The organism is Streptomyces sp. VTCC 41912, assembly GCF_045799175.1.
Lineage (GTDB): Bacteria > Actinomycetota > Actinomycetes > Streptomycetales > Streptomycetaceae > Streptomyces > Streptomyces albulus_C.
This window is the reverse complement of the sequence record NZ_JBJMAB010000001.1, coordinates 43,682-69,445: the sequence shown is the minus strand read 5'-3', so window position 1 is coordinate 69,445 and position 25,764 is coordinate 43,682. Positions and strand designations below refer to the sequence as shown.

Below are 25,764 nucleotides of genomic sequence, written 5' to 3'. Positions count from 1 at the left end.
GTTCCTCATTCCTTTCCGGCGTTCGCGCGCACCGGCTGCGGCGCGAGGCGATAGGTCAGCGGCGGTAGCACCAGGGCGTCCAGGAGCCGGGGGAACGCCCGGTAGTCGGCGAGGTTGCGGCCCGGCCGGTCGACCAGGTCGTGCAGTGCGGCCCACTCACCGGGGGCCGTGCCGTCGGAGCCGTGCTCGGCGGCGTGGGCGTCCAGCGCGTCGTGCACGGCCCGGTCGCGGTGCCCGAAGAAGTCGGTGAACAGCCGCTCGGCCTGCGCCACGGCGCGTTGCGGGTCGAAGTCGGCGCGGGCGGGTACGCGCAGCGCCTCGGGCAGCGTGGTGTCGTGCTCCAGGGCGTGCGCGTCCGGTGCGCCGGCCAGGGCGTGCAGGAACGCTTCGTCCTGGAAGGGGGCGGCGCTGCGGATGGCGGCCGGTGCGTAGTCGCGGTGCAGAAGCTTGCGGGTCAGGACGTCCTCGTCGATCCGGCCCAGCGGACCGACCCGGCTCATGGTGAACTCGCTGGTCGTGTCGAGGACGGTGGGCACCAGGTTGCGGGCGGGCAGCAGTTCCACGGCGGGGCCGACGTCGGCGGCCACCACCGGTACGCCGTGGGCCAGTGCCTCCAGCACGACCCGGCCGAGGGTCTCCCGGGAGGCCGTGCTGGGGAAGAGCAGCACGTCGATCCGGGCGAAGAAGTCGGCGAGCTGGTGCTGTCCGAGGACGCCGAGCAGGTCGACGGCGCCGGGCGGGACGCCCTGCCCGGCCAGGGCCGTGCGGACGGCGTCCGCCTCCCAGCGGGGGTGGTTGGGCTTGCCCGCGCACACCAGGCTCGCCCGCCCGCCGCTCTCGCGGTGGCAGCGGGCGAAGACGTCGACCACCTGGTCGAAGTTCTTGGCCAGCGACAGCGCACCGAGGTAGCCGATGCGCAGCGCCTCTCCCGGCTCCGGCGCGGGCACGGGCCCGTTGCGGGGCAGCCGGTCCAGCATGGGGTAGGCCACCGCCGAGTTCTCCTCGGTGACGGCGGGGAAGTGGCGGACGAACAGGCGCCGGGTGTACTCCGTGGGGAAGAGCACCAGGTCACCGGGGCGCACCAGCGGCGCGCACAGCTCCTCCTGCGCCCAGTAGCCCGACCACAGGGCGGTGTGCACCTCGCGGACGATCCGGAAGCGGCCGCCGGTGCGCTGCCGCCAGTGGTGGTAGAGGAAGGCGTACGGACCCGATCCGGCGTACACCACGTCGCCGGGTCCGGCCGCGGTGACGCACCCGGGCCCGCCGGTCAGGTCGTGCCAGGCCACCGACTGACGCCGGGTCAGCAGCTCGGCCATCTCGCGGTGCATCAGGATGGCGCCGTCGACGATGCCGTCGGTCTCCGGGGCGCGGTAGTCATGCGTGTGCAGTCGCACGGGCGCCCTCCTCGAAGCCGTCGGCCGTCGTCGCGGTGGCGTCGGGCCGGCCGGTGAGGCCGCGCAGCAACGCGTCGAGCTGCTCGGGGCCCATGCCGTGCAACCGCAACTGCCGGTCGTGCACGCGGTTGGCGATGTCCTGGCGGACGCCGTGCACCCGGGCGGGCAGCAGGTACGTGGTGCGCAGCCGCTCGCCGAAGCCGCCGTGCACGCCGTTGTACTCGACGGTCAACAGGTCTTCGCAGGCGCCGAGTTGGGCGAGCGTGCGGGCGTCCAGGTCGGGCTCCAGGGCCGCGCAGTGCAGGTGCGGCACGCCCAGGTCGCGGTTGGCCTCGGCGACGAGCACCCCGGCGTAGCCGAAGGTGACCACGGCCGCTCGCGGCGGTCCGTCGCCGGGCGGGGTGAGCCAGGTCCCCCCGTCCACGTCGCCGGCGCAGTCCGCCGGGGGCGGGTCGAACTTGGCGTCGACGGTGCTGATCACGTGGGTGGTGTCCGGGTGCCGGTCGAGCCGGTCCAGGCAGGCGGCGAACTCGGCCGCGGTGACCGGCTCGTAGACCCGGGTGTGCAGCAACTGCCCCAGCAGGTTGGTGGCGTTGTGGGCGCCGCCCCAGGCGCCCCAGCTGCGCCCGGCCAGCACCAGCAGGTTGCGGACGCTGGTGGTGGCCTCGGTGAGCATGCTCAGGGAGTCCATGTAGTACATCGCGTCCGTCGCGACGACCTTGACGGTCTCCTCCGGCAGGGACAGGGTCAGGCCCAGGCTCAGCGTCTCCGCGAGCCCGGTGTTGGTGTAGGGGACCTTGTCGCGCAGCCCGAAGCGGGCGGCCATGTCGGCGGTGAAGACGGCCAGTTCGCGTCCGGTGCGCTCCCGGTAGGCGGCCAGCGCCGCGCCGGAGGTGTTGGCGAAGGAGACCTTGGCCGGGCGGGGTGCGGTGGCCGGCGCGGTGGTGGCGGGTTTGAAGCTGTGGTCGCCCTTGCGGGTGCGGCACACCAGCGCGGCGGAGGTCGGCGCGGCCAGCAGCGCGCCGAGGGAGTCGCGGACGGTGGCGGTGTCCAGGCCGTCGACCTCCTCGACCCGGTCCAGGTAGCTGGCCAGGTAGCCGCGGCTGAGCGGCTTGAGGAGCGGCTCGATGCCCTTGTCGTTGGTGTCGACGACCAGGATGAGGTTCTTCAGGTCCGCCTCGTGGGCGAAGCGCAGGCACTCGAAGACCACGCCCTCCTGCAACTCGCCGTCGCCGGCCAGGCAGACCACCTTGCGGTCCTCGCCGCGGCGGGTCAGCTCCCAGGCGAGGCTGACGGCCTGGGCCACGCCCACCCCCAGGCTGTAGCGCATGGTGTTGGTGAAGCCCAGGTCCTGGTGGACGACGCCGGTCAGACCGCCCTGGTGGAGGGTGGCCAACGGGGCGAAGGGGAAGGTGCCGCGGACGTAGTGCTCGGCGTAGAACGCGGGCGCGATGTGCCCGCGCCCGACGATGAGTTCGGCCGGTCCCGGCCCGTCTTCGGGCACCAGGCCGAGGTCGAAGCAGGCCCGTACGAGCGGCAGCGACGACAGGTTGCTCTGGTAGTTGCCGGACCTGGCGATCTCGTGCATCCGCAACAGCACCCGCGCACTGTCGTCGTAGAGCCGCTCGGGCACGGCGGCGGCCAGCTTGCGCAGGCTCTCCAGCAGCGGGCCGGTGTAGCCGCCCCGGGCGAGCTCGTCGAGTTCGCGCTGGACCACGGCCCGCTCCGGCTCGGTGAGGCGGGGCGCCGCGGCCGTGGCCGGGCCCTGCACGAGGGCGTGCAGGGCGCTCATCGGGCCGCCCCGCAGACCTCGTCCAGGGCCTCGCCGAGGATCCCCAGGGCCTCGTCCGCCTCGGCGCGGGTGGTCACGAACGCCGGGGCCAGCACGAACCAGTCGTCCTGACCGCGCAGGATCAGGCCCCGCCGCAGACAGGCGCGGGCGACCCGCTCGCCGATCGGGCCCTGCCCGCCGTCGTCGGCATCGGCGAGCTTGGCGCCGTACAGCAGGCCGATGGCGCGCAGCGTGCCGCGCCCCGCGACCAGTTGCCGCAGCCGGGGCTCGATGTACTGCGCCAACTCGCGCACCTTGGTGAGGTAGTCGCCGTCGTGGAACAGGGTCACCGCGGCCAGGCCCGCCGCCGACGCCATGGGGTTGGCGGCGTAGGTGTGGGAGGGGGCGAAGGCGCGCGCTCCGTCGGCGTCACCGAGCACGGCGGCGATCCGCTCGCCGATCAGGACCGCGGCCAGCGGCGCGTAGCCGCCGGAGATGCCCTTGCCGACGCACATCAGGTCGGGGGTGACGCCGAAGGTCTGCGCGGCGAAGGGCTGGCCGGTGCGGCCGAAGCCGGTGACGATCTCGTCGAACACGAGCAGGATGTCGTGCCGGTCGCAGATGTCGCGGAGCCGGGCGAAGTAGTCGGCCGACGGGATGGCCATCCCGCGCAGGTGGATGACCGGTTCGATGACCAGGGCGGCCACCGAGTCGGCGCCCTCGGCCTCGATGGTCCGCTCGATCATCTCCGCGGCCAGCGCGGCGGAGCGGTCCGGTGCGACGCCCCAGAACTCCTCCAGGCAGTCCGGCGGCCAGACGTGGACGACGCCGGGCAGCCCCGGGCCGAAGCGGCTGACGTCGGGCCGGCCGGTCAGGGTGAGCGAGCCGAAGGTGGCCCCGTGGTAGCCGTGGTAGTGGCTGAGCACCTTGACCTTGTCGGGCCGGCCGTGCGAGCGGTGGTAGAGGCGGGCGAGCCGGATGGCGGCCTCGATGCTCTCCGAGCCGCCGTTGACCAGCTTGGCGGCCGTGATGCCCTCGGGGGCCAGGTCGACCAGGGCCCGGGCCAGGTCGAGCGCGGCCTGGTTGGCGCCGTGCAGCGGGGGGTTGAACGGCATGGTGTGCAGCTGCTGTTGGACGGCCTGGGCGATGGGCTCGCAGTCGTACCCGAAGCAGGACACGAACACGCCCGACATGGCGTCCAGGAAGCTGCGCCCGGTCGCGTCGGTCAGGCGGACGCCCTTGGCGGAGCTGAAGAGCAGCGAGTCGTCGGAGTGGGGGACCTCGAAGCAGTAGGCGGACAGGTCGGTCGGCCACGGCGAAGCCGCGGACTCCTGTGCGGGCATGCGGGATCTCTTTCTGTGCGGGGGATGAGCAACGGAGCACTCTGCGGAGGCGACCGCGATGAGTGACGAGGCGTCAGAAAGATGGGGGGAGGACGGTACCGAGTCGCCGCGGGGGCCCGGTCAGCGGCGGTCCGGGTACCGGTCCGGCGTCCTCACCGGGCGGGCGCCGACGGGGCGGGAGCGGTCAGCAGGCGGTGGATCTCCCCGCGGCGCGCCGGCGACAGCAGGTCGAAGTAGCCGAGCCAGACGGGGCTGAGGATGTTCCGTTCCAGGATGTCCTTGGCGATGTCGACGATCACCGGCAGCGAGTGGGCCACGAGCAGCGGCATCAACAGCCGTTCCTCGCCCGGTCGCAGCAGCCCGCGGTCGGTCGCGGTCCGGGTGAACGCGGTCAGCGACCGGCGCCGTTCCGCGGGATCGGCGACGCGTCCGGCGGCCTCGGCCAGCCAGGCCAGGTCCAGGAGCCGGTCGCCGACGTGCACGTTGTCGAAGTCGAGGACGCCCTGGACCCGCGGCCCGCCGCCGGGACCGTCGTCGGTGAGCACGAAGTGGTGGTGGTGCAGGTCGCTGTGGACGACCGCGGGCCGGGGCACGGGGTCCCCGACGGCGGGCACGTCGGCCTCCCGCGGGAGGTGTCCGGCCGCCACCGTCTCGCGCAGCACCGAGGCCGCCGCGCGGTGCCAGTCGCCCTCGCCCTCCTCGGCCAGGGGCAGCAGCCGCTCCTCGGCGTCCCGGAGCGCCGTCGGCCAGTGCTCCTCGTCGACCAGTCGGGGCAGCGGGATCGGTGCCAGTTCCTCCGACCACCCCGGCGGCAACCGGTCCAGGGCGGTGCGCAGGTCCAGCCCGGTGCGGACCACCTCCTGTGCCTCGGCGGGGGTGAACCACGCCACGGCGGCGCCGTCCAGGCAGGGGCTGAGTTCGCACACCAGGCCCTGGCACCACACGCTGGTGGCGCCGTCCGCCGCCGGCACGGCCGCCGGAACGGGGACTCCCAGGCCCCGGCAGTGTGCCGCGATCCGTTCCTTGAGCGGGTAGAAGCGGCGCCGTCGCGCGGCGTCGGGGTTCAACTGGACCTTCAGCACATGACCGTTGCCGGGCAGGTCGACGTGCCACAGTCCGGCGGTGTGGCTGAGCGGCGCGGCCCCGTCGGACACGAGGGGCCGGACCGGCAGTCCGGCCCAGGGCCCGCCCCAGGCCGCCGCCAGCACGCCGCGCACCCACTCCGCGCTGCCCGGCGGCGCGTCACCGGGCACCGAGAGGACCTCCCGGTCGTGCTCCTGCCGTTCCTGACTGTGCATGTCGTCCCTGTTCGCGAGGCGGCTACGGGTGCCACTCCACCGCATTCGTCCGCCCCCGGACCAGATCCGAACGGTCCCTTCCCCGGGGCAGGGGCCGCTGCCCGATCGTCGCCCGCCTGCCCGCCGACCGACCCGTCCCGCGCCCGGCCGCGGAGTCCTGCTCGCCCCGCCCGGCGTCCGCGGCCACCCCGTGCCGCCGCCGGTCGCGGCTGCGCAGGGGCGATGGCCTTACGGTCCTCGACCGGCCGGCCACCCGCCCTGCCCTCCCGTCAGGACCGAACGGCCCGCCGGCGTTGCCCGAACGGCCCTCATCCGGTTGCCCGATCGTCGGCGACGGCCCCGGCCGCAGCCACCCCGCCCACCCGGCAGGCGGTCGTGCCGGCCCGCCGGACCTGCCCCGAGCGGGCGGAGCGCACGGCACCTGATGGGCCACGCCCCAGGTCAGGCGCCGTTCCGCGCCCCTCGGCGGCCTGCGGCTACCGGTCGGTCCCCGCACCGGGGTCGTCGAGGAGGCGCTCGATGTCGCGCACCAGCGCCCGCGGGTCGACGCCCTTGGCGTCCACCTCAAGGGTGCGGCCGTCCCGGGTGCTCAGGGTGATCCGGACGTCGGAGCGCCGTTGGGCGATCCAGGTGGCCAGGCAGTTGGCCAGCACCGCGCCCACGCCTCCGGACCCGACGGCCACCGCGAGCACGTCCAGCGCCCCGCCCATCTCGCCGGGTGCGGGCGGGGAGTGCACCGCCCGCACCCGGCCGCGCAGCCCGTCCTCATGGCGCAACCAGTCCATCAGGGAAGGCAGTTGGTCCGCGGCGCCCGGTAGGCGCAACCGCAGTTCCGGTACTCCGTCGGTCGTCACGCGACCATCCTGGCCGATGCGCGCGCCGCCCGGTCGTGGTCCGCGAAAAACGGTCGTGCCGCAGTGCTTTCGGGGTCCGGGTGGGGCGGTCGCGGCTCCGGACGGCTCTCTCCGCCGCCTCACGCCAACGCGGACTGTTCCGGGGCGACCTCGGACGCGTCGAGGTGCCAGTGCAGGTCGCGGACGTCCGGTTCCAGGGAGAGCCGAGCGATGACCTGTTCCAGGGCCTGGGCGAGGTCGCCGGAGACGGTCACCGAGGCGCGGATGCCGGTGGTGTCCTCGGCGTCGCGCCGGGCCCGCAGGCCGATCGGGGTCAGGCCGGACGAGGTGAGCGCCTGGAGCAGGAGGGCGCGGATGTGCGTCTCCGCGCGGCGCTCGCAGACCACGTGCACGGTGGCGAGGACGGCCGCGTCGGGGTCGGATCCGGACGCCGGGGCCCGGTCCAGCAGCCGTCCCGCCGGGCGCAGCACGAGGTGCACGGCGAGGACGGCGAGGGTGCCGAGGACGGCGAGTTCGAGGCGCCCGGAGGCGGCCAGCACGCCGACCGCCGCCGAACACCACAGGGTGGCGGCGGTGTTCAGGCCGCGCACCCCCGCCCCGTCGCGCAGGATCACCCCGCCGCCGAGGAAGCCGATGCCGGAGACCACGTACGAGGCGACGCGGGTGGGGCTGCCGGAGTCCCCGACGGCGGTGCTGTAGAGGACGAAGAGCGTGGCCCCGGCCGCGACCAGGGCGTTGGTGCGCAGTCCCGCCATCCTGGCGCGCCACTGGCGCTCGACACCGATGAGCGCTCCGCAGGCCACGCCGGTGGCGAGTCGGACGAGGAAGTCGACGACGGTCAGGGTGTGCATGGGAGCACCTCCTCGGGAACGGATAGGGTGGGGGACGGGTGCCGGCGGCGGGCCGGAAACCTCACTGGCCGAGCGCCACTTGGACGAGCTTGATGACGACCAGGACCATGGCGAGCAGCAGGTACGTCCGCAGCGCGGTCAGGCCGATCTTGTGCCCGGTGGAGAGCACCGGCCGGGTCAGCTCCGCCAGGGGCGGCATCCGCCAGTCCTCGCGGCCGGCGCGGTCCACCGGACGCCTGCCGCGCGCCCAGCCCTTGCGGCGCCGCCGCAGTTCCGCGTACCCGAGCGCCAGCACCCCGGCCGCGCCGCAGCCCGCCATGAGCGTGAGGATGCTGCCCGCGTCGATGTCCGGGAAGAGCACCGCGGCGGTGAGGATCACCGAGAGGGTGACCAGGACGCCGACGACGGCGGCGGTGAAGGCGTTGGTGCGGGGGCCGTTGACCCACGGGCCGAGCACCGCCCGGTCGTTGCACAGGAGCAGCAGGAAGACGGAGGCGGACGGCAGCAGCACCCCGGCCAGGGTCTGCACGCCCTCGGTGAGCAGGCCCAGCGGCGACCCGGGGATCAGCACGATCGTGGCGGCCGCGGCGACCAGACCCGCGTAGACGGCGTAGAAGCCCTTGGCGCCGCCGACGCCGCGGTGCAGGGAGTGCCGGATGCCGAAGACGTCGCCGATGGCGTACGCGGTGGACAGCGACACCGCGAAGGCGCCGATGATCGAGGCGTCCAGCAGGGCGACGGCGAACAGCACCCCGGCGAGCTTGCCGGCGTGGGCGGCCAGGCCGTGCGCGATGCCGGCGGTGTCGGTGAAGGCTCCTTCGCCCGCGGTGCCGGCGAAGGCGGCGGCGGTGCACCCCATCAGGGCGGCGGCGCCGAGCACCACGATGGCGATGCCGATCCACAGGTCGGCCTTCTCGTAGCCCATGAAGCGCGGGGTGATCCGCTTGTCGATGACGTAGGACTGCTGGAAGAAGAGCTGCCAGGGGGCGACGGTGGTGCCGACGATGCCGATGATCAGCAGCATCACCGCGGACGGTCCGCCGGGTCCGCCGGGCAGGTGCGGGACGACGAAGTCGTGGGCCATCTGGCCGGTGGACGGGTGGACCAGGAAGTACAGCGGGACGAGCAGCAGGGACGCCGCGCACAGGGCGATCGCGATCCGTTCGAACCTGCGGAACGACCCGGTGAAGGCGGAGGCGATGATGACGGCCGCGGCCAGCAGGACCGCGCCGACCTTGGGCAGTCCCAGGTACCCGGCGGCCAGGGTGATGCCGATGAACTCCGTGACCAGCGTCAGCGCGTTGAGCAGGAACAGGTCGATGACGGAGAAGGCGCCCCAGAACTTCCCGAACCGCTCCAGGATGAGCCGGGCGTGCCCCACTCCGGTGACGGCGCCGAGCCGGAGCACCATCTCCTGGTTGACGTAGAGCACCGGGACGAGCAGCAGCAGGGTCCACAGCAGGTGGGTGCCGTAGTTCTGGCCGGCCTGGCCGTAGGTGGTGAAGGCGCCGGCGTCGTTGTCGCCGACCATCACGATCAGGCCGGGGCCGACGACGGCGAGCAGGGTCTTGAGCTTGGCGGACAGGCCCCGGCGCGGGGCGGTGTCGTCGTGCCGGATGGTGCCGAGCGCGCCGCGGATGTCACCGGTGTGCGCGTCGTCGAGCACGGCGGTGGGGTGCGGTGCCGGGGCCGTGGCGCGGACGGTGGTCTCGGTCATGGCGACCTCCCAAGTCCCCCGGGCGGGGGAGGTGTTGGGGGCGCGAGGCAGCCGTCTTCCCTGCGCGGGGGCGCAGCACGGCGACCCGTGTCGGCGGGTGGCCGTACGGGGGCGTGGTGCGGCGGGGAGGCCGCGCAGGGAAGGTGGCTACCGCGTGCCGGAAGAATGCGAGGGCAAGCGGAGGTGGGGCCGATGATGGCCCGGACTACTGCAATCCATGTCTCTCGCCTCCTTCCGGCCGGGGCGCACGGGACGCGCCGTCGTCGATCCGGCAAGGAGCGGCCGGTCACCGTCGACCGGCTCACCCCCACTCGTCAGAGCTTTGGCACGTCACGGCGTAGCCCCGGGTGGGGCAGCCACTTGGAGTCACCCCTTGGGCCGGGGAGACCTGTCCTGATCCGGAGCGTCTCTCGACGGGTGGGATCAGTGGCCTGTGTCCGTGACGACGCCTCACCGAACGAGGTGCGTGCTTCGTCAAACCTCTAGGAGTCTAGACCCAGTCGAGGGATACTTGCGCAATCGTGCAAGTTTTTGACCGACTCTTAACCCCTCGGCGGACCGCCCGGCCGCCCCGCTGTGACGTGCTGGACACCGCGCCGACCTCGGGTGAGCATGAGCCGCATGTCCCAGGACCCCGAGCCCGGCACGCCGGGCGAATCCGGTACCGAAGCCGAGCGGTTGGACCGCATCGAGGCGCTGCTGGCGCCCGCCGCCGCGGGGGTGGCGGAGGCGGGGCACCTGCTGCGCCCGGCCTGGCGGCGGGTCACCCGCGGTGAGCCCCGCTGGCCCTCGACGTGCGCGGTGCTGCTGGCGGCGGCGTTGCAGTGGCTGCTGCCGGAGCGGTTGGCGATCCATCCGGAGTGGCTGCTGCCGGGGCTGGAGATCGCGCTGCTGCTCGTGCTGGTGCTGGCCGACCCGTACCGCATCGAGCGGGTCTCGTGGCTCTACCGGTGGGCGGGGCTGGCGCTGATCGCGATGATCAGCACCGCGAACGGCTGGTCCGCGGTGCACCTGGTGATCGGCCTGGTCCGCGGCACGGAGGGCGGCGACGCCGGACCGCTGCTGGCGACCGGCGGCAGCATCTGGGCCACCAACGTCATCGTCTTCGCGCTCTGGTACTGGGAGTGGGACCGCGGCGGGCCGGTCGCCCGGGTCCACGCGGTGCGCCGCTACCCGGACTTCCTCTTCCCGCAGATGGCGACGCCGGAGCTGGCCCCGGAGCACTGGGAGCCGCAGTTCGCCGACTACCTGTACCTGTCGTTCACCAACGCCACCGCCTTCAGCCCCACCGACGTGATGCCGCTGACCCGCTGGGCGAAGCTGCTGATGCTGGTGCAGTCGGCGGTCTCGCTGCTGACCGTCGTCCTGGTGGTGGCCCGGGCCGTGAACATCCTCAAGTAGGCCGCGCTGGTGCCCCGTTGGTCGACGTCCGCGGGTGTCTCGGGGTGTACCGGACGCACGGCGAGGGTATGGCCGTGTCATGACACCGCGATGAGGTCGGCGTGAGAAGTCGATGAATATGTGCTCAGTTGCGCAATCATTTAGACAAGGCTTGACCGGTTGACCCGTGACCGATCGGGATCACGGTCCTGACCTGCGGTTTTATCGGCGCGGGGAAGCGGTGCCGAAAACAATCCCCGGCCGGAGTCAATTTTTTCCCACGCCGTGGTCAGGTGCCGCGGCCGCTTTCCCGGTGCCGCCTGCCCAAGCGCCCGATGGCCGCTTTCACAGCACGTTCGAATTGCGGAACAGACCGCCCGGCAGGCGAACCCGCTGCCTGAGCAGCGACATCTCTAGGGGCGAACGTCCGAGGGTCATCCACCCACCGGCACCGAACAGAGGCATATCGATGTCGTCGCCCCTTCTCGAATCGTCCTTCGAGCCGTCCGAGCCAGCGCCCCAACAGGCTCTGTACCGCACCGCCGGCACCCCGGCCCCGCGGACCCTGCTCGACGTGCTCGATGCCACCGCCGCCGCACATCCCCAGGCGATCGCCCTGGACACGGGCTCCGAGGCGCTCACCTACCGCGACCTGTGTATCGAGATCGAACGCCGCGCACGGCAGCTCAGGGACCGTGGCGTCGGTCCCGGCGACCGGGTCGGAGTCCGCGTCCCCTCCGGGACCGCCGAGCTGTACCTGTCCATCCTCGCCGTCCTGCGCAGCGGAGCGGCGTATGTGCCGGTCGACGCCGACGACCCCGACGAGCGGGCCGCCACCGTCTTCCGCGAGGCCGCCGTCTGCGCCGTCCTCGGCCCCGACGGCCCGCTGCCCGGCCCGGCCCGGCCCCTCGGCGACCCGCGTTCCGCGGGCCCCCAGGACGACGCCTGGATCATCTTCACTTCGGGTTCGACCGGCGCGCCCAAGGGCGTGGCGGTCAGCCACCGCTCCGCCGCCGCCTTCGTCGACGCCGAGGCCGACCTGTTCTGCCAGGACCGGCCGTTGGGCCCCGGCGACCGGGTGCTGGCCGGGCTGTCCGTCGCCTTCGACGCCTCCTGCGAGGAGATGTGGCTCGCCTGGCGGTACGGCGCCTGCCTGGTGCCCGCACCCCGCGCGCTGGTCCGGGCCGGCCACGAACTCGGCCCCTGGCTCGTCGAGCGCGGCATCACCGTCGTCTCCACCGTGCCCACCCTCGCCGCGCTCTGGCCGGACGAGGCGATGCGCCGGGTCCGCCTGCTGATCGTCGGCGGCGAATCCTGCCCGGCCGGGCTCGTCGACCGCTTCGCCGGACCCGGCCGCGAGATGTGGAACACCTACGGCCCGACCGAGACCACCGTCGTCGCCTGCGCCGCCCGCCTGCTGCCGGGCGAGCCGGTCCGCATCGGCCTGCCCCTGAAGGGCTGGCAGCTCGCCGTCGTCGACCGCACCGGGCAGCCGGTGCCCTTCGGCGCCGAGGGCGAACTGCTGATCAGCGGCGTCGGCACGGCCCGCTACCTCGACCCCGCCAAGGACGCCGAACGGTTCCGGCCCGATGACGCCCTGGGGGCCGCCCGCGTCTACCGCACCGGCGACCTGGTCCGGGCCGAACCCGAGGGCCTGCTCTTCGTCGGCCGCGCCGACGACCAGATCAAACTCGGCGGCCGCCGCATCGAGCTGGGCGAGATCGACGCCGCCCTGGCCGCCCTGCCCGGCGTCCGCGGGGCCGCCGCGGCCGTCCAGACGACGCCGGCCGGCACCCAGGTGCTGGTCGGCTACGTCGTCCCCGAGCAGCGCACCGCCGACGGTTCCAGCTTCCAGCAGGACAAGGCCCGCGCACTGCTCCAGGAACGCCTGCCCGCGCAGTTGGTCCCGGTCCTCGCGGAGGTCGAGTCCCTGCCCACCCGGACCTCCGGCAAGGTCGACCGCAAGGCGCTGCCCTGGCCCCTGCCGTCCGCCCCGGTCGACTCCGCCACCGGCGATCCGGCCGCGGCGCTGGACGGCACCGCCGCCCGGGTCGCCGGGATCTGGGAGGAACTCCTCGGCGTCCGGCCCGGCCCGGACAGCGACTTCGTCTCCCTCGGCGGCACCAGCCTGGTCGCCGCCCGCATGGCGTCCCAGCTCCGCATCCACCACCCCGGCGTCTCGGTCGCCGACCTCTACCGCCACCCGGTGCTGCGCGACATGGCCGAGCACCTCGACTCGCTCGGCGGCCCGGTGGACGAGGTCCGCCCGGTCCGCCCCGTCCCGCGCCGCACCGGACTCGTCCAACTCCTCGTCCAGACCGGCCTGTACGGCATCGCCGGCCTGCGCGGACTGGTCGGGCTCGCGCTCGCGGACAACATCCTCGGCCTGCTCGCCCCGCAGGTCTGGGCCCCGCACACCGCGTGGTGGCTGATCGTCGTCGGCTGGGTGGTGCTCTACAGCGCCCCGATGCGCTGCGCCCTCGGCGCACTGGCCGCCCGCGCGCTCGCCGGCACCATCAAGCCCGGCGCCTACCCGCGCGGCGGCGCCACCCACCTGCGCCTGTGGACCGCCGAACGCGTCGTCGCCGCCTTCGGCGTCCCCTCCCTGCTCGGCACCCCCTGGGCGCCGCTCTACGCCCGGACCCTGGGCTGCACCACTGGGCGGAACGTGGCGCTGCACACCATGCCGCCGGTCACCGGCCTCGCCGAACTCGGCGACGGCTGCAGCGTCGAACCCGAGGCCGACATCTCCGGCTGGTGGCTCGACGGCGACACCCTGCACATCGGCGCGGTCCGGATCGGCGCCGGCGCCCGGGTCGCCCACCGCAGCATGCTGATGCCCGGCGCCGTCGTCGGCCGGGGCGCCGAACTCGCCTCCGGCGCCTGCCTGGACGGAGAGATCCCCGACGGCGCCTCGTGGTCCGGCTCCCCGGCCCGCCCGGCCGGCGCCGCCGAGCGGATGGCCGGCGCCGCCTGGCCCGCCCCCGCCTGGCAGCGCTCGCGCCGCTGGAGCGCCGCCTACGGACTGGCCCTGCTGGGCCTGCCGCTGCTGGCCCTGCTGTCCACCGCGCCCGCCCTGGTCGGCGCGTACTTCCTGCTCCGCGACAGCGGCACCCTCGCCACCGCCGGACTCCGCCTGCTGCTGGCCGTCCCGGTCTTCACGCTCCTGACCACCGGCTGCTCCCTCCTCGTCACCGCCGCCGTGGTGCGCCTCCTCGGCCGCGGCATCACGCCGGGACTGCACCCCGCGAGCGGTGGCGTCGCCTGGCGCGCCTGGCTGGTCACCCGCCTCCTGGACGGCGCCCGCGGCAGCCTCTTCCCGCTCTACGCCAGCCTCGGCACCCCGCACTGGCTGCGGCTGCTCGGCGCCAAGGTCGGCCGGCACGCGGAGATCTCCACCGTGCTGCCGCTGCCCTCCCTGCTGCACGTCGAGGACGGCGCGTTCCTCGCCGACGACACCCTGGTGGCGCCCTTCGAACTCCGCGGCGGTTGGCTGCGGTTGGGGACCGTCCGGATCGGTCGCCGGGCCTTCGTCGGCAACTCCGGCATCGTCGACCCCGGCCACGACGTGCCCGACCACAGCCTGGTCGGCGTGCTCTCCAACGCCCCCGCCGACGGCGAGCCCGGCTCGTCCTGGCTGGGCCGGCCCGCCATGCCGCTGCCCCGGGTGGCGACCCAGGCCGACCCGGCGCGCACCTTCGCACCGCCGCGCAGGCTGGTCCGGGCCCGCGCCGCCGTCGAGCTGTGCCGGGTGCTGCCGCTGATGTGCGGCCTGGCGCTCGCCGAGGGCGTGTTCCTCACCGAGCAGGACGCCTTCGCCCAGGGCGGCCTCGGTCTCGCCGCACTGGTCGGCGCCCCGCTGCTGCTGGCCTCGGGACTCGTGGCGCTGCTCGTCACCACCCTCGCGAAGTGGCTGCTGGTCGGCCGCTTCACGGTGAGCGAGCACCCCCTGTGGTCGTCGTTCGTGTGGCGCAACGAGCTCTACGACACCTTCGTCGAATCGCTCGCCGTGCCGTCGATGGCCGGCGCGTTCACCGGCACCCCGGTCCTGAACTGGTGGCTGCGCACCCTCGGCGCCAAGATCGGGCGCGGGGTCTGGTTGGAGAGCTACTGGCTGCCGGAGACCGACCTGATCACCGTCGCCGACGGCGTCAGCGTCAACCGCGGCTGCGTCCTGCAGACCCACCTCTTCCACGACCGGATCATGCGGCTGGACACCGTCCGCCTCGCCGAGGGCTCCTCGCTCGGCCCGCACGGCATCGTGCTCCCCGGCACCGAGGTCGGGGCGCGCGCCTCGATCGCACCGTCGTCCCTGGTCATGCGCGGCGAGAGTGTCCCGGCCCACACCCGGTGGGCCGGCAACCCGATCGCCGGCGAACGCCCCGCCCGCCCCGTCCCGGCACGCGCGGAGGGAGGTGCGGCCGCGTGACCCGATGCAGTCGGCGCGCCCTGATCCGGGGCGCCGCCCTGCTCCCGTTCGCCGCGACGGTCGCGGACGGCCCCGCCGGGCCGCTCCCGGCCCGCTACTTCCCGCGGCACGGCACCTACGCCCACGACACCGTCTCGTACGACCTGCACCTGGACTACCGCCCGGCCGACGGCGGCCTCGACGGGCGGGCGCGCATCGAGGCGGTGGCCAACGAGCCTCTGGACCGGGTGGAGTTGGACCTCTCCCGGCTCACCGCGCACACCGCCACGATCGACGGGGTCCGGGTCCGGGCCCGCCAGCAGAACGGGAAGCTGTACCTGGCCACCCCGCACCCGCTCGGCACCGGGACGCGGTTCACGGTGGACGTCGGCTACCGCGGTCGGCCCCGGCCGGTGCGCTCCCCGTTCGGCCCGATCGGCTGGGACCGCACCGGTGATCCGCACGACGGGACCATGGTCGCCTCCCAGCCGCTGGGCGCCCCGTCGTGGTTCCCCTGCAACGACCGCCCCGACGACAAGGCGGCCTTCACCTTCCGGATCAGCGTCCCGCACGGCCAGCACGCCCTCGCCAACGGCACGTTGCTCGAACGCCGCCGCAGCGGGCACCGCGAGTGCTGGACCTACCACCACCCCGGCCCGATGGCCCCGTACCTCGCCGCGCTCTACACCGGACGGTTCCGCCACGACAGCGGCACCGCCCAACTCGGCCCGGGCCACCCGACGATCGCGCTGCACAACTCCTACCCGGCCCGGATGGCCGAGGACGCCGCACACGACCTGGCCCGCCAGCCCGAGATGCTCCGGGCGTTCAGCGGCCACTTCGGCCGCTACCCGTTCGAGGCGTACGGGGCGGTGGTCGTCGACGCCGAACTCGCCGCCCCGGTCGAGAACCAGACCCGGTCGGTGTTCGGCAGCAACCACATCGACGGGGCCCGCGGCGCCGAGACCCTGGTGGCCCACGAGATCGCGCACCAGTGGTACGGCAACAGCGTCAGTCTGCGCGACTGGCGCGACATCTGGCTCAACGAGGGCTTCGCCACCTACGCGGAGTGGCTGTGGTCCGAGCACATCGGCGAGGACTCCGCCGAGGAGATCGCCCGCCGGGAGTGGCGTTCGCTGCGCGACCGCCCCCAGGACCTGCGGGTCGCCGACCCCGGCCAGCGCCGGATCTTCGACGACCGGGTCTACGTCCGCGGCGCCTGCACCCTGCACGCGCTGCGTCGGGCCGTCGGTGACGACCGGTTCTTCGCGGTGCTGCGCGGCTGGCACGGCGAGCACCGCGGCGCCAGCGCCGACACCGCGGCGTTCGTCGCCCACGCCGAACGCTGCGCCGGGCCCCCGGTCCGCCCGCTGCTGCACACCTGGCTGTACGACAAGCCGCTGCCCGCGCTCGCGGCCTGAGCGCTCCGCGTGCCCGGTGGCGGACGGATCCCCGTCCGCCACCGGGCACGGCCGGTTCAGTGGCGGCGCCGCACCTTCAGCGCCGTGTCGATCCGTTCGAGCGGCTGCCCGTCGGGGCCGTCCTGCATCCGCGTGAACTCCTCGCTGAGCTGCACCTCCCACGCGTCGGCGGGCAGCTCCAGCGCCGCCAGGACCTCGTCGGTCGTGGGGAACTCGTCCACCGGGTGGCCGTGGTCGTGATCGTGGCCGTGGTCGTGCTGCCACGGCGGCGGCCCGGCGTGCCCGACGATCAGGAGCACCCCGCCCGGCGCCACCGCGGCCACCGCGGTCCGCAGGATGCGCTCCCGCAGGACCTCGCCGGGATTGTGCAGGAACTGCGCGGAGACCAGGTCGTAGCTGCCCTCCGGGAAGGACAGCGACAGGTCCCGCCGCTGCCAGTCGACGCGGTCGGCCACCCCGGCCGCGGCCGCCTGTTCGGCCGCCCGGCCCAGGGCCACCCCCGACACGTCGACGGCGGTGACCCGCCAGCCCTGCGTGGCCAGCCAGATCGCGTCCGCCCCCTCGCCGCAGCCCAGTTCCAGCGCGGTGCCCGGGGCCCGGTCGCCGACCTCGCGGACCAGCGTCGCGTTGGGGTTGCCGCTCCAGATCCGGTCGCGCTCGGCGTACCGGGCGTCCCAGAACTCCTCGTCGGGGACGGTGGTGCTGCCGTTGCCGTGGTTCATGGTGGTGCACTCCTCTTCGTCCGGTCGGCAAAGCCTCGGCCGTACCCCGGCCATCCGGCAAAGTCCGTTGCCGATACCGCAACGAAGCGGAGTGAGCCCCCGTTTAAAGTTCGCCCTCGACCGCCCCGCCCACGTCGTGGGCGATGTGCACCGCGGCCTCCTCGGCGGACGCCGCGCCCCCGTCGATGCCGACGTCGCGGGCGACGACGTCGTTGCTGCCGCCGCCGCGCCAGAACCCCTCGTCGAAGCTGACGATCCGCCCGGCACGCTCCTCGCCGACCTGGTCGTCGTAGGGCTCGCCGGCGCCGTCCGGCAGATCGCCGATGCCGTCGCCGTCCGGCGCGCAGACGTCCGGCAGTTCGAGGGAGAGCCGGTGCGCCAGCGATTCGCGGTCGTGCTGCTCCTGCGCGGTGGTCCCCTCGTGGTTCACCACGAACGGGCGCTCCGGCGGCGAATACCCGGTGTCCAACGCCTCGTCGAGCCCCGGCTCGTCCAGGGCGTCCTCCATGTCGAGGTCGTTGGGATTGTCCTGCGCATCGAATCTGGGCGGCTGGTAGACCTCGTCGCCCATGGCGTCGTCGGACATTGCCGCCCTCCTCTTCTCCTCCGCGTGGACGGTGCGTGTGCCCTCCGTGGCCATTGTCCGCCACCGCGGGCCGCTCGGCCTCAGGAGCGCCGGTCCTCGGTCCCCAGCCCGAGCGACTCGGCGATGCCCTGCACGTTGGCGTACCGGTGGTGGGCCGGCAGGCGCTCCGCCATCGAGACCAGGCGGTCGGGCGCGTGGTTGCGACGCAGGGTGCGCAGGACGTCGTTGCGCTCGGCGGGGTAGACGCTGCGTCCGAGGTACTGCGCGAGTTCGGAGCGCAGTCCCACGTCGCGCTCGGACATGCCGTGCGGCGTGCCGCCGCGGTAGACGCTCTCCGGCGAGGGCGCCGCCGTCGGCTGGTCCTCGCCGGCCGGCTCCAGCTCGCGGTTCTCGTCCGTGCGCAGCGAGCGGTCCAGGGTCAGCTGGCCCCGAAGCTGCTTCTTCATCATGTCGTCCCGGGCGGGACCGGTCTTGTCCATGCCGTGTTCCATGACCATGGCTGCCTCCGTTGCCTCCGGTTCCAGTCTCCCCGTTCCCCCCGCCCTGACAACACGGCGCCCGCCCGCCCCGCCGGCCCCACGTGCCGCCCGTGGCCCGGATACGGAACCGCCCGCCGCCCCCGGGTTTCCGGGGTCGGCGGGCGGTCGGCGGGCGGCCCGTGCCGTCAGTCGGTGGCCTCGGCGGCCGTCGGCTTCGGGATCAGGAACGACGACGCGATGGCGAGCGCCAGGATGACCACCCCGGCGATCATGCCGGCGGTGTAGCCGCCGGCCGCGGTCGGGTCGGCCGGCGTCAGCGCGGTCTTCACGGCGTACAGCGCGGCGAAGCTCAGGCCCGCGCCGAGGTTGAACGCGCCGGCGTTCAGCCCGGGCAGGAAGCCGGGGTTCTCACTCGGCGAGAGGACGATGCCCAGCCCGTTGAGGACGATGTTGGCCACGCCCGCGTAGGTGATGCCCACCAGCAGCGAGGTCACCAGCAGCAACACGTGCGACTGGCTGTGCATGGTCAGCAGCATCAGCACCACCGACCCCACGGCCCCGACGAGGCCCAGCCGCAGGATCCGGCCGTAGCCGAAGGTCGCGGCCAGTCGGCCGGCCAGCGGCCCCATCGCCAACCCGGCGAGCGCGTACGGCGACAGCGTCCACCAGGCGGACTGCTCGGCGGTCATCCCCAGTCCGGCCTGGGCGTCCTGGGCGAAGGCCGGGATCAGGCCGTTCATCACCGCGAACACGCCGGTCATGGTCAGCACCGTGGTCAGCAGCAGCGACCAGGTGGCCCGCTGCCTGAGGTGGTGGGTGGCGACCAGCGGCTGCCCGCTGCGGTTCTCGGTCCGCCAGAACAGCGCGAACGCGGCGGCGGCCACGACGACCAGCACGGCGATCATCGCCCAGTTGGCGGCGGCCAGCTTGCCCGCCTCGTTCAGCGCGATCAGCAGCGCACCGACCGAGACGACCAGCAGCGCCACGCCGGGCCAGTCCATCCTGGACGCGGCGGCGGCCTTGGACTCCGGGGTCAGGGTGGCCACCAGGACGGTCGCCAGGGCCGCGACGCCCGCCATCGCCCAGAAGACCGACTGGAAGCCGTGGTGGTCGGCGAGGTAGCCGCCGGCCAGCGAGTCGACGCCGGCGATGCCGCCGTTGACGGCGGTGATCACGCCCAGCAGGGTGCCGTACTTCTTGGGCTCCTTGACCTCGACCCGGAGCATGATCAGGCACAGCGGCACGACCGGCCCGCTCACGCCCTGGATGATCCGCCCGGCGAACAGCATCGGGATGCTCGTCGACAGCGCGGCGACCACGCAGCCGACGGCCATCAGGACGAGCATGCCGGCCAGCACCCGGCGCCGGCCGAGGACGTCGCCCAGGCGCGGCAGGAACAGCGAGAACAGCGCCGCGGAGGTGAAGAACGCGGTCTGGGTCATGCCCACTTCGGCGGAGCTGGCACCGAGCGAGTCCTCGATGCTCTTCAGCGCCGGGCTGAGCATGCTGGCGTTGAGCTGGAAGGCGAAGCACGCCACCAGCAGGGCGGTGACCAGCACGCCGATCCGTACGCCGGATCCGTGGCCGGAGACCTCGGTGGAACGCGGTGCGGTGGAGACGTTCATGCCCGGCCTTCGCCGATCCGCTCCAGGGCGTCCACCACGAGGTTCCAGAAGCGCTCGTGGTCCAGCTTGACCGCGACCTGGGTGTGGCAGTCCGCCGGCGCCGGCGCCCGGAAGTCGGTCACCGTCATGCCCAGGGTCAGCGCGCCGCGCAGCTCGATGTCGACCGGCGCCTTGCGGACGGTCATCACGTCCGGGTCGATGACGTACGCCACCGCGCAGGGGTCGTGCACCGGCGGGTGGTCGAAGCCCTGGTTCTCCCGGTACGCCTCGCGGAAGAAGTCGAGCAGCTCCAGCACGAACCGGGCCGGCGCGGTGCCCACCGCGGCGATCTTCGCCTCGACCTCGGGGGTGGCCAGGGCCTGGTGCGTGAGGTCCAGACCGACCATGGTGACCGGCCACTTCTCGTTGAAGACGATGTGCGCGGCCTCGGGGTCGATGATGATGTTGAACTCGGCGACCGCGCTCCAGTTGCCCTCGTGGTAGCCGCCGCCCATCAGGACGACCTCGCGCACCCGCTCGGCGATCCGCGGCTCCTTGCGCACGGCCATGGCGATGTTGGTCAGCCCGGCCGTGGGGACGATGGTGATCTCGCCCGGCTCGTGGGACATCACGGTGTCGATGATCAGGTCGACGGCGTGCCGGCGGTCCAGCTCGAAGGCGGGCTCGGGCAGGTCCGGCCCGTCGAGGCCGGTCTCGCCGTGGATGTCGGGGGCGGTCTCGATGGACCGCACCAGCGGCCGCGGGTTGCCCGCGGCGAACGGCACGCCGGTGATCCCGGCGATCGTCGCCACCGACAGCGCGTTGCGGGTCACCTTCTCCAGCGTCTGGTTCCCGACCACGGTCGTCACGGCGACCAGTTCGACGTCGGGATTGCCGTGGGCCAGGAGCATGGCGATCGCGTCGTCGTGCCCCGGGTCGCAGTCGAGGATGATCTTTCTGGCCAACGGAAGAGCCCCTTTGCTCTGCGGAACGGTGAAGCGGGGTGAACTCGATCTCTGGGGCGCGCCGCAACAGGCAACTACCTAGGGAAAACGTTCTCCGGAAATTTCGCTCATGTCGCGCGGAGATGTCAATGAATCGTCAACGAAGTGTGAGGCAGGCGACCCGTCTACCCGCTGGTTTCGAAGGGCACAGAGCTGGTACGCCTGTGTACCGGCGGTGATAACGATTGCCGTCGATGTCCGGGACAGTGCGGTGCGCAGGGCCGCCGTTCCGTAGTGGAAGGGCACACCGTCGTGGCCGAAGTGACCTTGCGGGACGTCGCCCGGGCGGCGGGCTGCTCCGTCGCCACCGTCTCCCGCGTGCTGGCCGGCACCCGCCCGGTCGGCGCCGAGACGGCCCGCGCCGTACGGGCCGCGGCCGACCGGCTCGGCTACCGCCCCAACGAGGTCGCCCGGGCCCTGCGCAGCCGCTCCACCGGCACCGTCGGCCTGGTCCTGCCGCAGATCACCAACCCCTTCTTCCCCTCCCTCGTACGGGAGTTGGAGCACGCCCTGCACGCCGAGGGCCGGGCGGTCCTGCTCGCCGACTGCGACGACGACCCGGCGACCGAAGCCACCCGGATCGCCGCCCTGTTGGACCGCCGGGTGGACGCCCTGCTGCTCATCCCGGTCGACGAGCGGCGCAGCCGGGACGCGGTGGCCACCGCCGCGGCGCGGGTGCCGCTGGTCCTGCTGGACCGCGGCTGCGGCCCCGGCGTGGCCGATTCGGTCGCGGTCGACAACGCGGCCGGGATGGCGCTCGTCCTGGACCACCTCGCCGCCACCGGCCGCCGCCGCCCCTGCTTCATCGGCGCCGCCGGCACCGCCTCCGCCGCGGTCGAACGGCACGCGGCCTACGCGGCGGGGGCGGCCGTCCTCGACCCGGCCGCGCCGCGGCGCACGGTGCTCGGCGACTTCTCCGTGGAGTGGGGCCGGGCCGCCGTCGACCGGATCTGGCCGGCCCGGCCGGACGCGGTGGTGTGCGCCAACGACCTGATCGCGGCCGGTGCCCTGCAACGCCTGCGGCAACTGGGCGCCGACGTCCCCGGCGAGGTCGCGGTCACCGGTTTCGACGACGTCCCGCTGGCCGGGCTGGCCGACCCGGCGCTCACCACCGTCCGCCAGCCGGTGGCCGAACTGGCCGCCGAGGCCGCCCGGTTGCTCGCCCACCGCCCCGCCGCGGCCTCGATCCCCGGCCCGCGGCGACCGGTCCGTACCGTCCGGCTCGCCCCGGAATTGGTGGTACGGGGGTCCAGTGCGCCGGCCGGCGGGGCCGATGACCCGCGCACGACCCCTTGACCGTACGCGGTCAGCGCGTTAAGTCTAGACCAATTGCTCGGCACGCCCTCGCGTCAACCACCCCCCTACGCGAAAGGGTTGACATGAACAAGAAGAGAAGGCTGGCCCTCGCCATAGGCGCCGGCATCGCCCCCCTCCTCGTCGTCAGTCTGCCGGTCAGCCCGGCCAGCGCCCACGGGTACGTCTCCTCGCCGCCCAGCCGGCAGGCCCAGTGCGCCGCGGGCACCATCGACTGCGGTCCGATCAAGTGGGAGCCGCAGAGCGTCGAAGGCCCCAAGGGGCTGACGAGTTGCAGCGGCGGCAACAGCCAGTTCGCCGACCTCGACGACGACTCCAAGCCGTGGAAGGTCACCCCGATCAGCAGCAGCCAGACCTTCACCTGGCGTTTCACGGCCCGGCACGCCACCAGCAACTGGCAGTACTTCGCCAACGGCCAGAAGGTCGCCGAGATCAACGGCAACGGAGCCCAGCCGCCGGCCGAGGTCTCCCACACCGTCAACTTCGGCAACGTCAAGGGCAAGCAGAAGATCCTCGCGGTGTGGAACATCGCCGACACCGCCAACGCCTTCTACGCCTGCATCGACGTCAACATCGGCTAGCAACGTCCCCGCGGATTCCGCTTCCGCTCCGCTCCCCTCCGACCCCCGTCGTTCCCCCTCCGCTCACCGTCCCCGCCGTCGCCCCGCGTCCCGTCCCAGGACGCGGGGCGACGCCGCGGTCAGGGGCACCCGTTACGATCGGCGCATTCAAGGGCCGATGCGGGTGGCCGCAGCCGGGAGGACGAGATGGGTCTGTTCCGCCGAGGACCGAAGCGGGATCCCCGCGAGCTCGCACGCGACGAGGAGTTCAGCTTCTTCTCCGAGCGGGAGGGGCGCGTCTTCAGATCCCAGGTCCGGCAGGCGTTCGCCGAGCGCGGCCTGGAGGTCACGGCGTACGCCGGCGCGGTCACCGACTCGGGCGGCCGCCAGTTCGGCCTGGGCAACCTGGCCGCCGTCTGCCACCGCGACCGGCGCGGCGAGCGCAGCTGGCCGATGCTCATCCGCGACCACGTCGGCAAGGTGCTGCGCACCATGGACGGCCCGCAGCCGCTGGAGATCCTCTCCCACGACGAGATCCGCGCCTGCCTCTACCCGCGGATCGTCGCCCAGGAGACCCTGCCCGCCTCCGACTCCTTCCACTACGGCCACGAACCGGCCCCCGGACTGTGCGAGGTGCTCGCCCTCGACCTGCCCGAGGCCGTCCAGATGCTCAGCGCGGACTCCCTCGCCGACCTCGGGGACGTGGCCGAGCTGCGGATCCGGGCCATGAACAACCTGCGCGCCCTGCCGGTCGAGGGGCACGAGACGGTGCGCCGCGGCGACGGCTCGGCCTTCGAGGTGCTGCTCGGCGACTCCTTCTTCACCGCCAGCCGGGTGCTCGTCCTCGACGACCTGGTCGAGCGCCTCACGGGCACCGCCCTCACCCGCGACGGCGCCCTGGTCGCCCTGCCCTTCCGCCACCAGCTGGCGTTCCACCGCATCCACGACGCCCAGGTCATTCCGGCGCTCCAGGCCATGGCCCAGTTCGCCGCGGCCGGGCACGAGGACGCGGCGGGCGCGATCAGCCCCCGGGTGTTCTGGTGGCGCCGCGGGATGATGACCCCGCTGAGCGAACCGGACGGCGACGGCCTGCGGGTGGTGGTCGACATGGAGTTCCAGGACATGTTGGAGCGCCTGGTCCAGGACGAGCCGTAACGGCTCCGGTCGGCCGGAGCCGGCCCGCTCCCGCCCGCCCGAAATCCGTCCGCCCGAACTCCGCCGGAAAATCCGTCCGAGAAATCCGCGCCGGACGGGAACCCCGCCGGCCCGCGGCCCGTTCTACTCGGTGAGGCCCCGCGTTCTCCCCCGTACGCGGGGCCTCACTACGTCCGCCGCCGCGCGGGCCGCCTCATCCGTCGAGCTGCGCCCGTTCCTCGTCGGTGAAGAGCCGGGAGCGGATCAGGAAGCGCACGCCCTCCGGCGCCTCCAGCGAGAAGCCGCTGCCCCGGCCCGGTACGACGTCCACCGTCAGATGGGTGTGCCGCCAGCGGGCGTACTGGTCCGCGGACATCCAGAAGCCCACCGGCTCCGGCACGCCGTCCACCACCAACTTCTCCAACAGCACGTCCGACGCGCCGGTGCGGAACTCCCCGGCCGGATAGCACATCGGCGCGCTCCCGTCGCAGCAGCCGCCGGACTGGTGGAACATCAGCGGCCCGTGCTGGGAGCGCAGCGACCGCAACAGCGTGGCGGCGCCGTCGGTGAGCGCGATCCGCGCGGCGCCTCCCGGGAGGCCGGTCCCTCGGTCGTCCATCTGTCGCCCCTTCGTCGGCCGGTCACGGTGGGCGCGGTTCCCCTGCCGGGCGGGGGAGTGCCCCGCCCGGCAGCATGGCAGAAGCCCGCCGCGCCACGGAATACGGCGGCGCACGGCGCCCGGCCACCGGCAGGGCGCGCCGCCGCCTCACCGGTGGCCGAGCGTCCCGTGCTACATCCGGTGCGCCAGCAACGCGTCGGCGATGGCGACCTGGGCCGGGTCCAGCGCGGACTCGCCGTCCTCGACGTCCCACAGGGCGTTCTGCAGGATCCGGCCGAGCGTCCAGCCCGCGGCCCGTTCCCGGTCCAGGCCGACGACCTCGGTCAGCAGGTCGAAGCGGCGCAGCACCGCCGCCGGCACGTCGCCGGTGGCCACCACGTCGTCCCACCGGTTGGCGAGGGCGGGCAGCAACTCGAAGCCGGGGTCGCCGGCCAACGGCTCCGGATCGATGGCCAGCCAGGGTTCGCGCTGCCCGGCCAGCACGTTGTCGTAGTGCAGGTCCCAGTGCAACAGCCGGTCCCCGCCGGCGCCGAGCAGGTCGGTGACGACGGCCGCGCAGGTGCGCACGAGTGCCCGTTCGGCCGGGTCGCGGAGCGCGGGGACGGCCTGCGGGGTCCGGTCGACCATGGCGCCGGCGAGGTCGGTGAGCCGGCGCAGCCCGGCCGGCGCGGGCACCGCCACCAACCGTGCCAGCAGTGCGGCCAGGATCCGCAGCGCCTCGGTGTCGTCGGGCAGGGCCGACAGCGGTCGGCCGGCGTCGAGCCGTTCCAGCAACTGGGTGGCGCTCGGCGCGTCGTGGTCGAGCAGCCGCACGATGCCGTCGCCCCGCCAGGCCCGCAGGCCCGCCGCGGCGCCGGCGTTCTCCTCCCGCGGCTGTTGGAGCTTGAGCGCGGCCGGCGTGCCGTCCGCCTGCCGCACCGGCAGGACGAGCGAGGCCATGCCGAACCGGGCGGGGCCGTCCGGTCGCAGTGCCCAGCGGTCCAGGAACTCGGCGCCCAGCGCGGGCAGTGCGGCGAGCCAGGCGCGCTCCGACGCGCCGTGCGCGCCGTAGGACGTCAGGAACGCCTCGGGGACGTCGATCAGGGCCGACGTGGTCATGGGGAATCTCCTTCGTGGATCCGGATCCGGCGTGCGGTGCGGGAACGAAGGAGTCGGCGGGGGTGCCCGGGCTGCGGGCGCGCGTCAGAGCATGCGTCCACCCTAACGCCGCCGGCCGCGGGAGCGCCCCGGCCGGTCGCCCGGCCGGGTTCGCCGCCGCGTTCCCCGTGCGGCGCGGCGGCGCAACGCCCTTGTACCGGGCGGGAG

Annotated in this window: 20 protein-coding genes and 1 riboswitch; of the genes, 6 read left to right on the top strand and 14 right to left on the bottom strand. The window is 73.8% G+C overall.

From position 1 onward, the window contains the following. Nucleotides 1-5 precede the first annotated feature (5 nt). The 7 genes from ACJ6WD_RS00315 to ACJ6WD_RS00285 all read right to left on the bottom strand — a co-directional run bounded on the left by ACJ6WD_RS00315 (nucleotide 6) and on the right by ACJ6WD_RS00285 (nucleotide 9,228). Entirely contained in the window at nucleotides 6-1,394 is a 1,389-nt protein-coding gene (locus tag ACJ6WD_RS00315) for a glycosyltransferase (protein ID WP_331249115.1), read from the bottom strand. Further along, nucleotides 1,375-3,186, bottom strand: a complete 1,812-nt coding sequence (locus tag ACJ6WD_RS00310; RefSeq protein ID WP_376435991.1) for a 1-deoxy-D-xylulose-5-phosphate synthase N-terminal domain-containing protein — start codon at nucleotides 3,184-3,186, stop codon at nucleotides 1,375-1,377. Before ACJ6WD_RS00310 ends, ACJ6WD_RS00315 begins: the two co-directional genes overlap by 20 nt. Continuing rightward, the gene (locus ACJ6WD_RS00305) at nucleotides 3,183-4,508 is read right to left on the bottom strand and encodes an aspartate aminotransferase family protein (protein WP_376435988.1); all 1,326 of its coding nucleotides are present in this window, start codon (nucleotides 4,506-4,508) and stop codon (nucleotides 3,183-3,185) included. The genes ACJ6WD_RS00310 and ACJ6WD_RS00305 overlap by 4 nt, the downstream gene beginning before the upstream one ends. 152 nt (nucleotides 4,509-4,660) lie before the next feature. After that, on the bottom strand, nucleotides 4,661-5,806 hold the full coding sequence (locus ACJ6WD_RS00300) for an aminoglycoside phosphotransferase family protein (protein ID WP_376438264.1): 1,146 nt from the start codon (nucleotides 5,804-5,806) through the stop codon (nucleotides 4,661-4,663). 476 nt (nucleotides 5,807-6,282) lie between these two features. Then, nucleotides 6,283-6,660, bottom strand: a complete 378-nt coding sequence (locus ACJ6WD_RS00295; RefSeq protein ID WP_407614897.1) for an effector-associated constant component EACC1 — start codon at nucleotides 6,658-6,660, stop codon at nucleotides 6,283-6,285. Between the two features lie 119 nt (nucleotides 6,661-6,779). Next, the gene (locus tag ACJ6WD_RS00290; protein ID WP_233656695.1) at nucleotides 6,780-7,511 is read right to left on the bottom strand and encodes an MgtC/SapB family protein; all 732 of its coding nucleotides are present in this window, start codon (nucleotides 7,509-7,511) and stop codon (nucleotides 6,780-6,782) included. 61 nt (nucleotides 7,512-7,572) lie between these two features. Next, nucleotides 7,573-9,228 (bottom strand): NRAMP family divalent metal transporter, encoded by a 1,656-nt coding sequence (locus tag ACJ6WD_RS00285; protein WP_233656696.1) that lies wholly within the window; start codon nucleotides 9,226-9,228, stop codon nucleotides 7,573-7,575. 298 nt (nucleotides 9,229-9,526) lie between these two features. Beyond that, nucleotides 9,527-9,697, bottom strand: a riboswitch (M-box (ykoK) riboswitch). A 152-nt stretch (nucleotides 9,698-9,849) separates the two neighbouring features. Here ACJ6WD_RS00285 and ACJ6WD_RS00280 point away from each other — a divergent pair. The 3 genes from ACJ6WD_RS00280 to ACJ6WD_RS00270 all read left to right on the top strand — a co-directional run bounded on the left by ACJ6WD_RS00280 (nucleotide 9,850) and on the right by ACJ6WD_RS00270 (nucleotide 16,437). Beyond that, the gene (locus tag ACJ6WD_RS00280) at nucleotides 9,850-10,629 is read left to right on the top strand and encodes a DUF1345 domain-containing protein (protein WP_233656697.1); all 780 of its coding nucleotides are present in this window, start codon (nucleotides 9,850-9,852) and stop codon (nucleotides 10,627-10,629) included. 448 nt (nucleotides 10,630-11,077) lie between these two features. Next, complete coding sequence (gene pls / locus ACJ6WD_RS00275) at nucleotides 11,078-15,037, top strand: epsilon-poly-L-lysine synthase Pls (protein WP_376435978.1); 3,960 nt, start codon at nucleotides 11,078-11,080, stop codon at nucleotides 15,035-15,037. Next, nucleotides 15,034-16,437, top strand: coding sequence for a M1 family metallopeptidase (locus ACJ6WD_RS00270; RefSeq protein ID WP_376435975.1), 1,404 nt, complete (start codon nucleotides 15,034-15,036; stop codon nucleotides 16,435-16,437). Before pls ends, ACJ6WD_RS00270 begins: the two co-directional genes overlap by 4 nt. A 56-nt stretch (nucleotides 16,438-16,493) precedes the next feature. Here the strand turns inward: ACJ6WD_RS00270 and ACJ6WD_RS00265 are convergent, their stop codons facing one another. From ACJ6WD_RS00265 to ACJ6WD_RS00245, 5 genes are all read right to left on the bottom strand, one after another. Beyond that, nucleotides 16,494-17,159, bottom strand: a complete 666-nt coding sequence (locus ACJ6WD_RS00265) for a class I SAM-dependent methyltransferase (protein WP_376435971.1) — start codon at nucleotides 17,157-17,159, stop codon at nucleotides 16,494-16,496. Between the two features lie 103 nt (nucleotides 17,160-17,262). Beyond that, the gene (locus ACJ6WD_RS00260; RefSeq protein ID WP_233656701.1) at nucleotides 17,263-17,745 is read right to left on the bottom strand and encodes a DUF5709 domain-containing protein; all 483 of its coding nucleotides are present in this window, start codon (nucleotides 17,743-17,745) and stop codon (nucleotides 17,263-17,265) included. Nucleotides 17,746-17,825: 80 nt separating this feature from the next. After that, nucleotides 17,826-18,242, bottom strand: a complete 417-nt coding sequence (locus tag ACJ6WD_RS00255; RefSeq protein WP_016575928.1) for a DUF2795 domain-containing protein — start codon at nucleotides 18,240-18,242, stop codon at nucleotides 17,826-17,828. A gap of 167 nt (nucleotides 18,243-18,409) precedes the next feature. Further along, entirely contained in the window at nucleotides 18,410-19,849 is a 1,440-nt protein-coding gene (locus ACJ6WD_RS00250) for an MFS transporter (protein WP_376447834.1), read from the bottom strand. Next, nucleotides 19,846-20,793 carry a nucleoside hydrolase gene (locus ACJ6WD_RS00245; protein WP_038523668.1) on the bottom strand — a complete coding sequence of 316 codons (948 nt, stop codon included), beginning with the start codon at nucleotides 20,791-20,793 and terminating at the stop codon, nucleotides 19,846-19,848. Before ACJ6WD_RS00245 ends, ACJ6WD_RS00250 begins: the two co-directional genes overlap by 4 nt. Nucleotides 20,794-21,084: 291 nt before the next feature. Between ACJ6WD_RS00245 and ACJ6WD_RS00240 the strand changes: the two genes are divergently transcribed. The 3 genes from ACJ6WD_RS00240 (at nucleotide 21,085) to ACJ6WD_RS00230 (ending at nucleotide 23,861) form a co-directional block, all read left to right on the top strand. Continuing rightward, entirely contained in the window at nucleotides 21,085-22,128 is a 1,044-nt protein-coding gene (locus tag ACJ6WD_RS00240) for a LacI family DNA-binding transcriptional regulator (protein WP_233656703.1), read from the top strand. An 83-nt stretch (nucleotides 22,129-22,211) separates the two neighbouring features. Next, nucleotides 22,212-22,727: a lytic polysaccharide monooxygenase auxiliary activity family 9 protein gene (locus ACJ6WD_RS00235; RefSeq protein ID WP_233656704.1), complete on the top strand. Its 516-nt coding sequence runs from the start codon at nucleotides 22,212-22,214 to the stop codon at nucleotides 22,725-22,727. Between the two features lie 186 nt (nucleotides 22,728-22,913). Next, entirely contained in the window at nucleotides 22,914-23,861 is a 948-nt protein-coding gene (locus ACJ6WD_RS00230; protein WP_020931057.1) for a hypothetical protein, read from the top strand. A gap of 193 nt (nucleotides 23,862-24,054) precedes the next feature. Here the strand turns inward: ACJ6WD_RS00230 and ACJ6WD_RS00225 are convergent, their stop codons facing one another. Together ACJ6WD_RS00225 and ACJ6WD_RS00220 are read right to left on the bottom strand one after the other, a co-directional pair. Then, nucleotides 24,055-24,459, bottom strand: coding sequence for a DUF779 domain-containing protein (locus tag ACJ6WD_RS00225; protein ID WP_407614896.1), 405 nt, complete (start codon nucleotides 24,457-24,459; stop codon nucleotides 24,055-24,057). A gap of 171 nt (nucleotides 24,460-24,630) precedes the next feature. After that, nucleotides 24,631-25,557, bottom strand: coding sequence for an aminoglycoside phosphotransferase family protein (locus ACJ6WD_RS00220; protein WP_233656707.1), 927 nt, complete (start codon nucleotides 25,555-25,557; stop codon nucleotides 24,631-24,633). Nucleotides 25,558-25,764 lie beyond the last annotated feature (207 nt).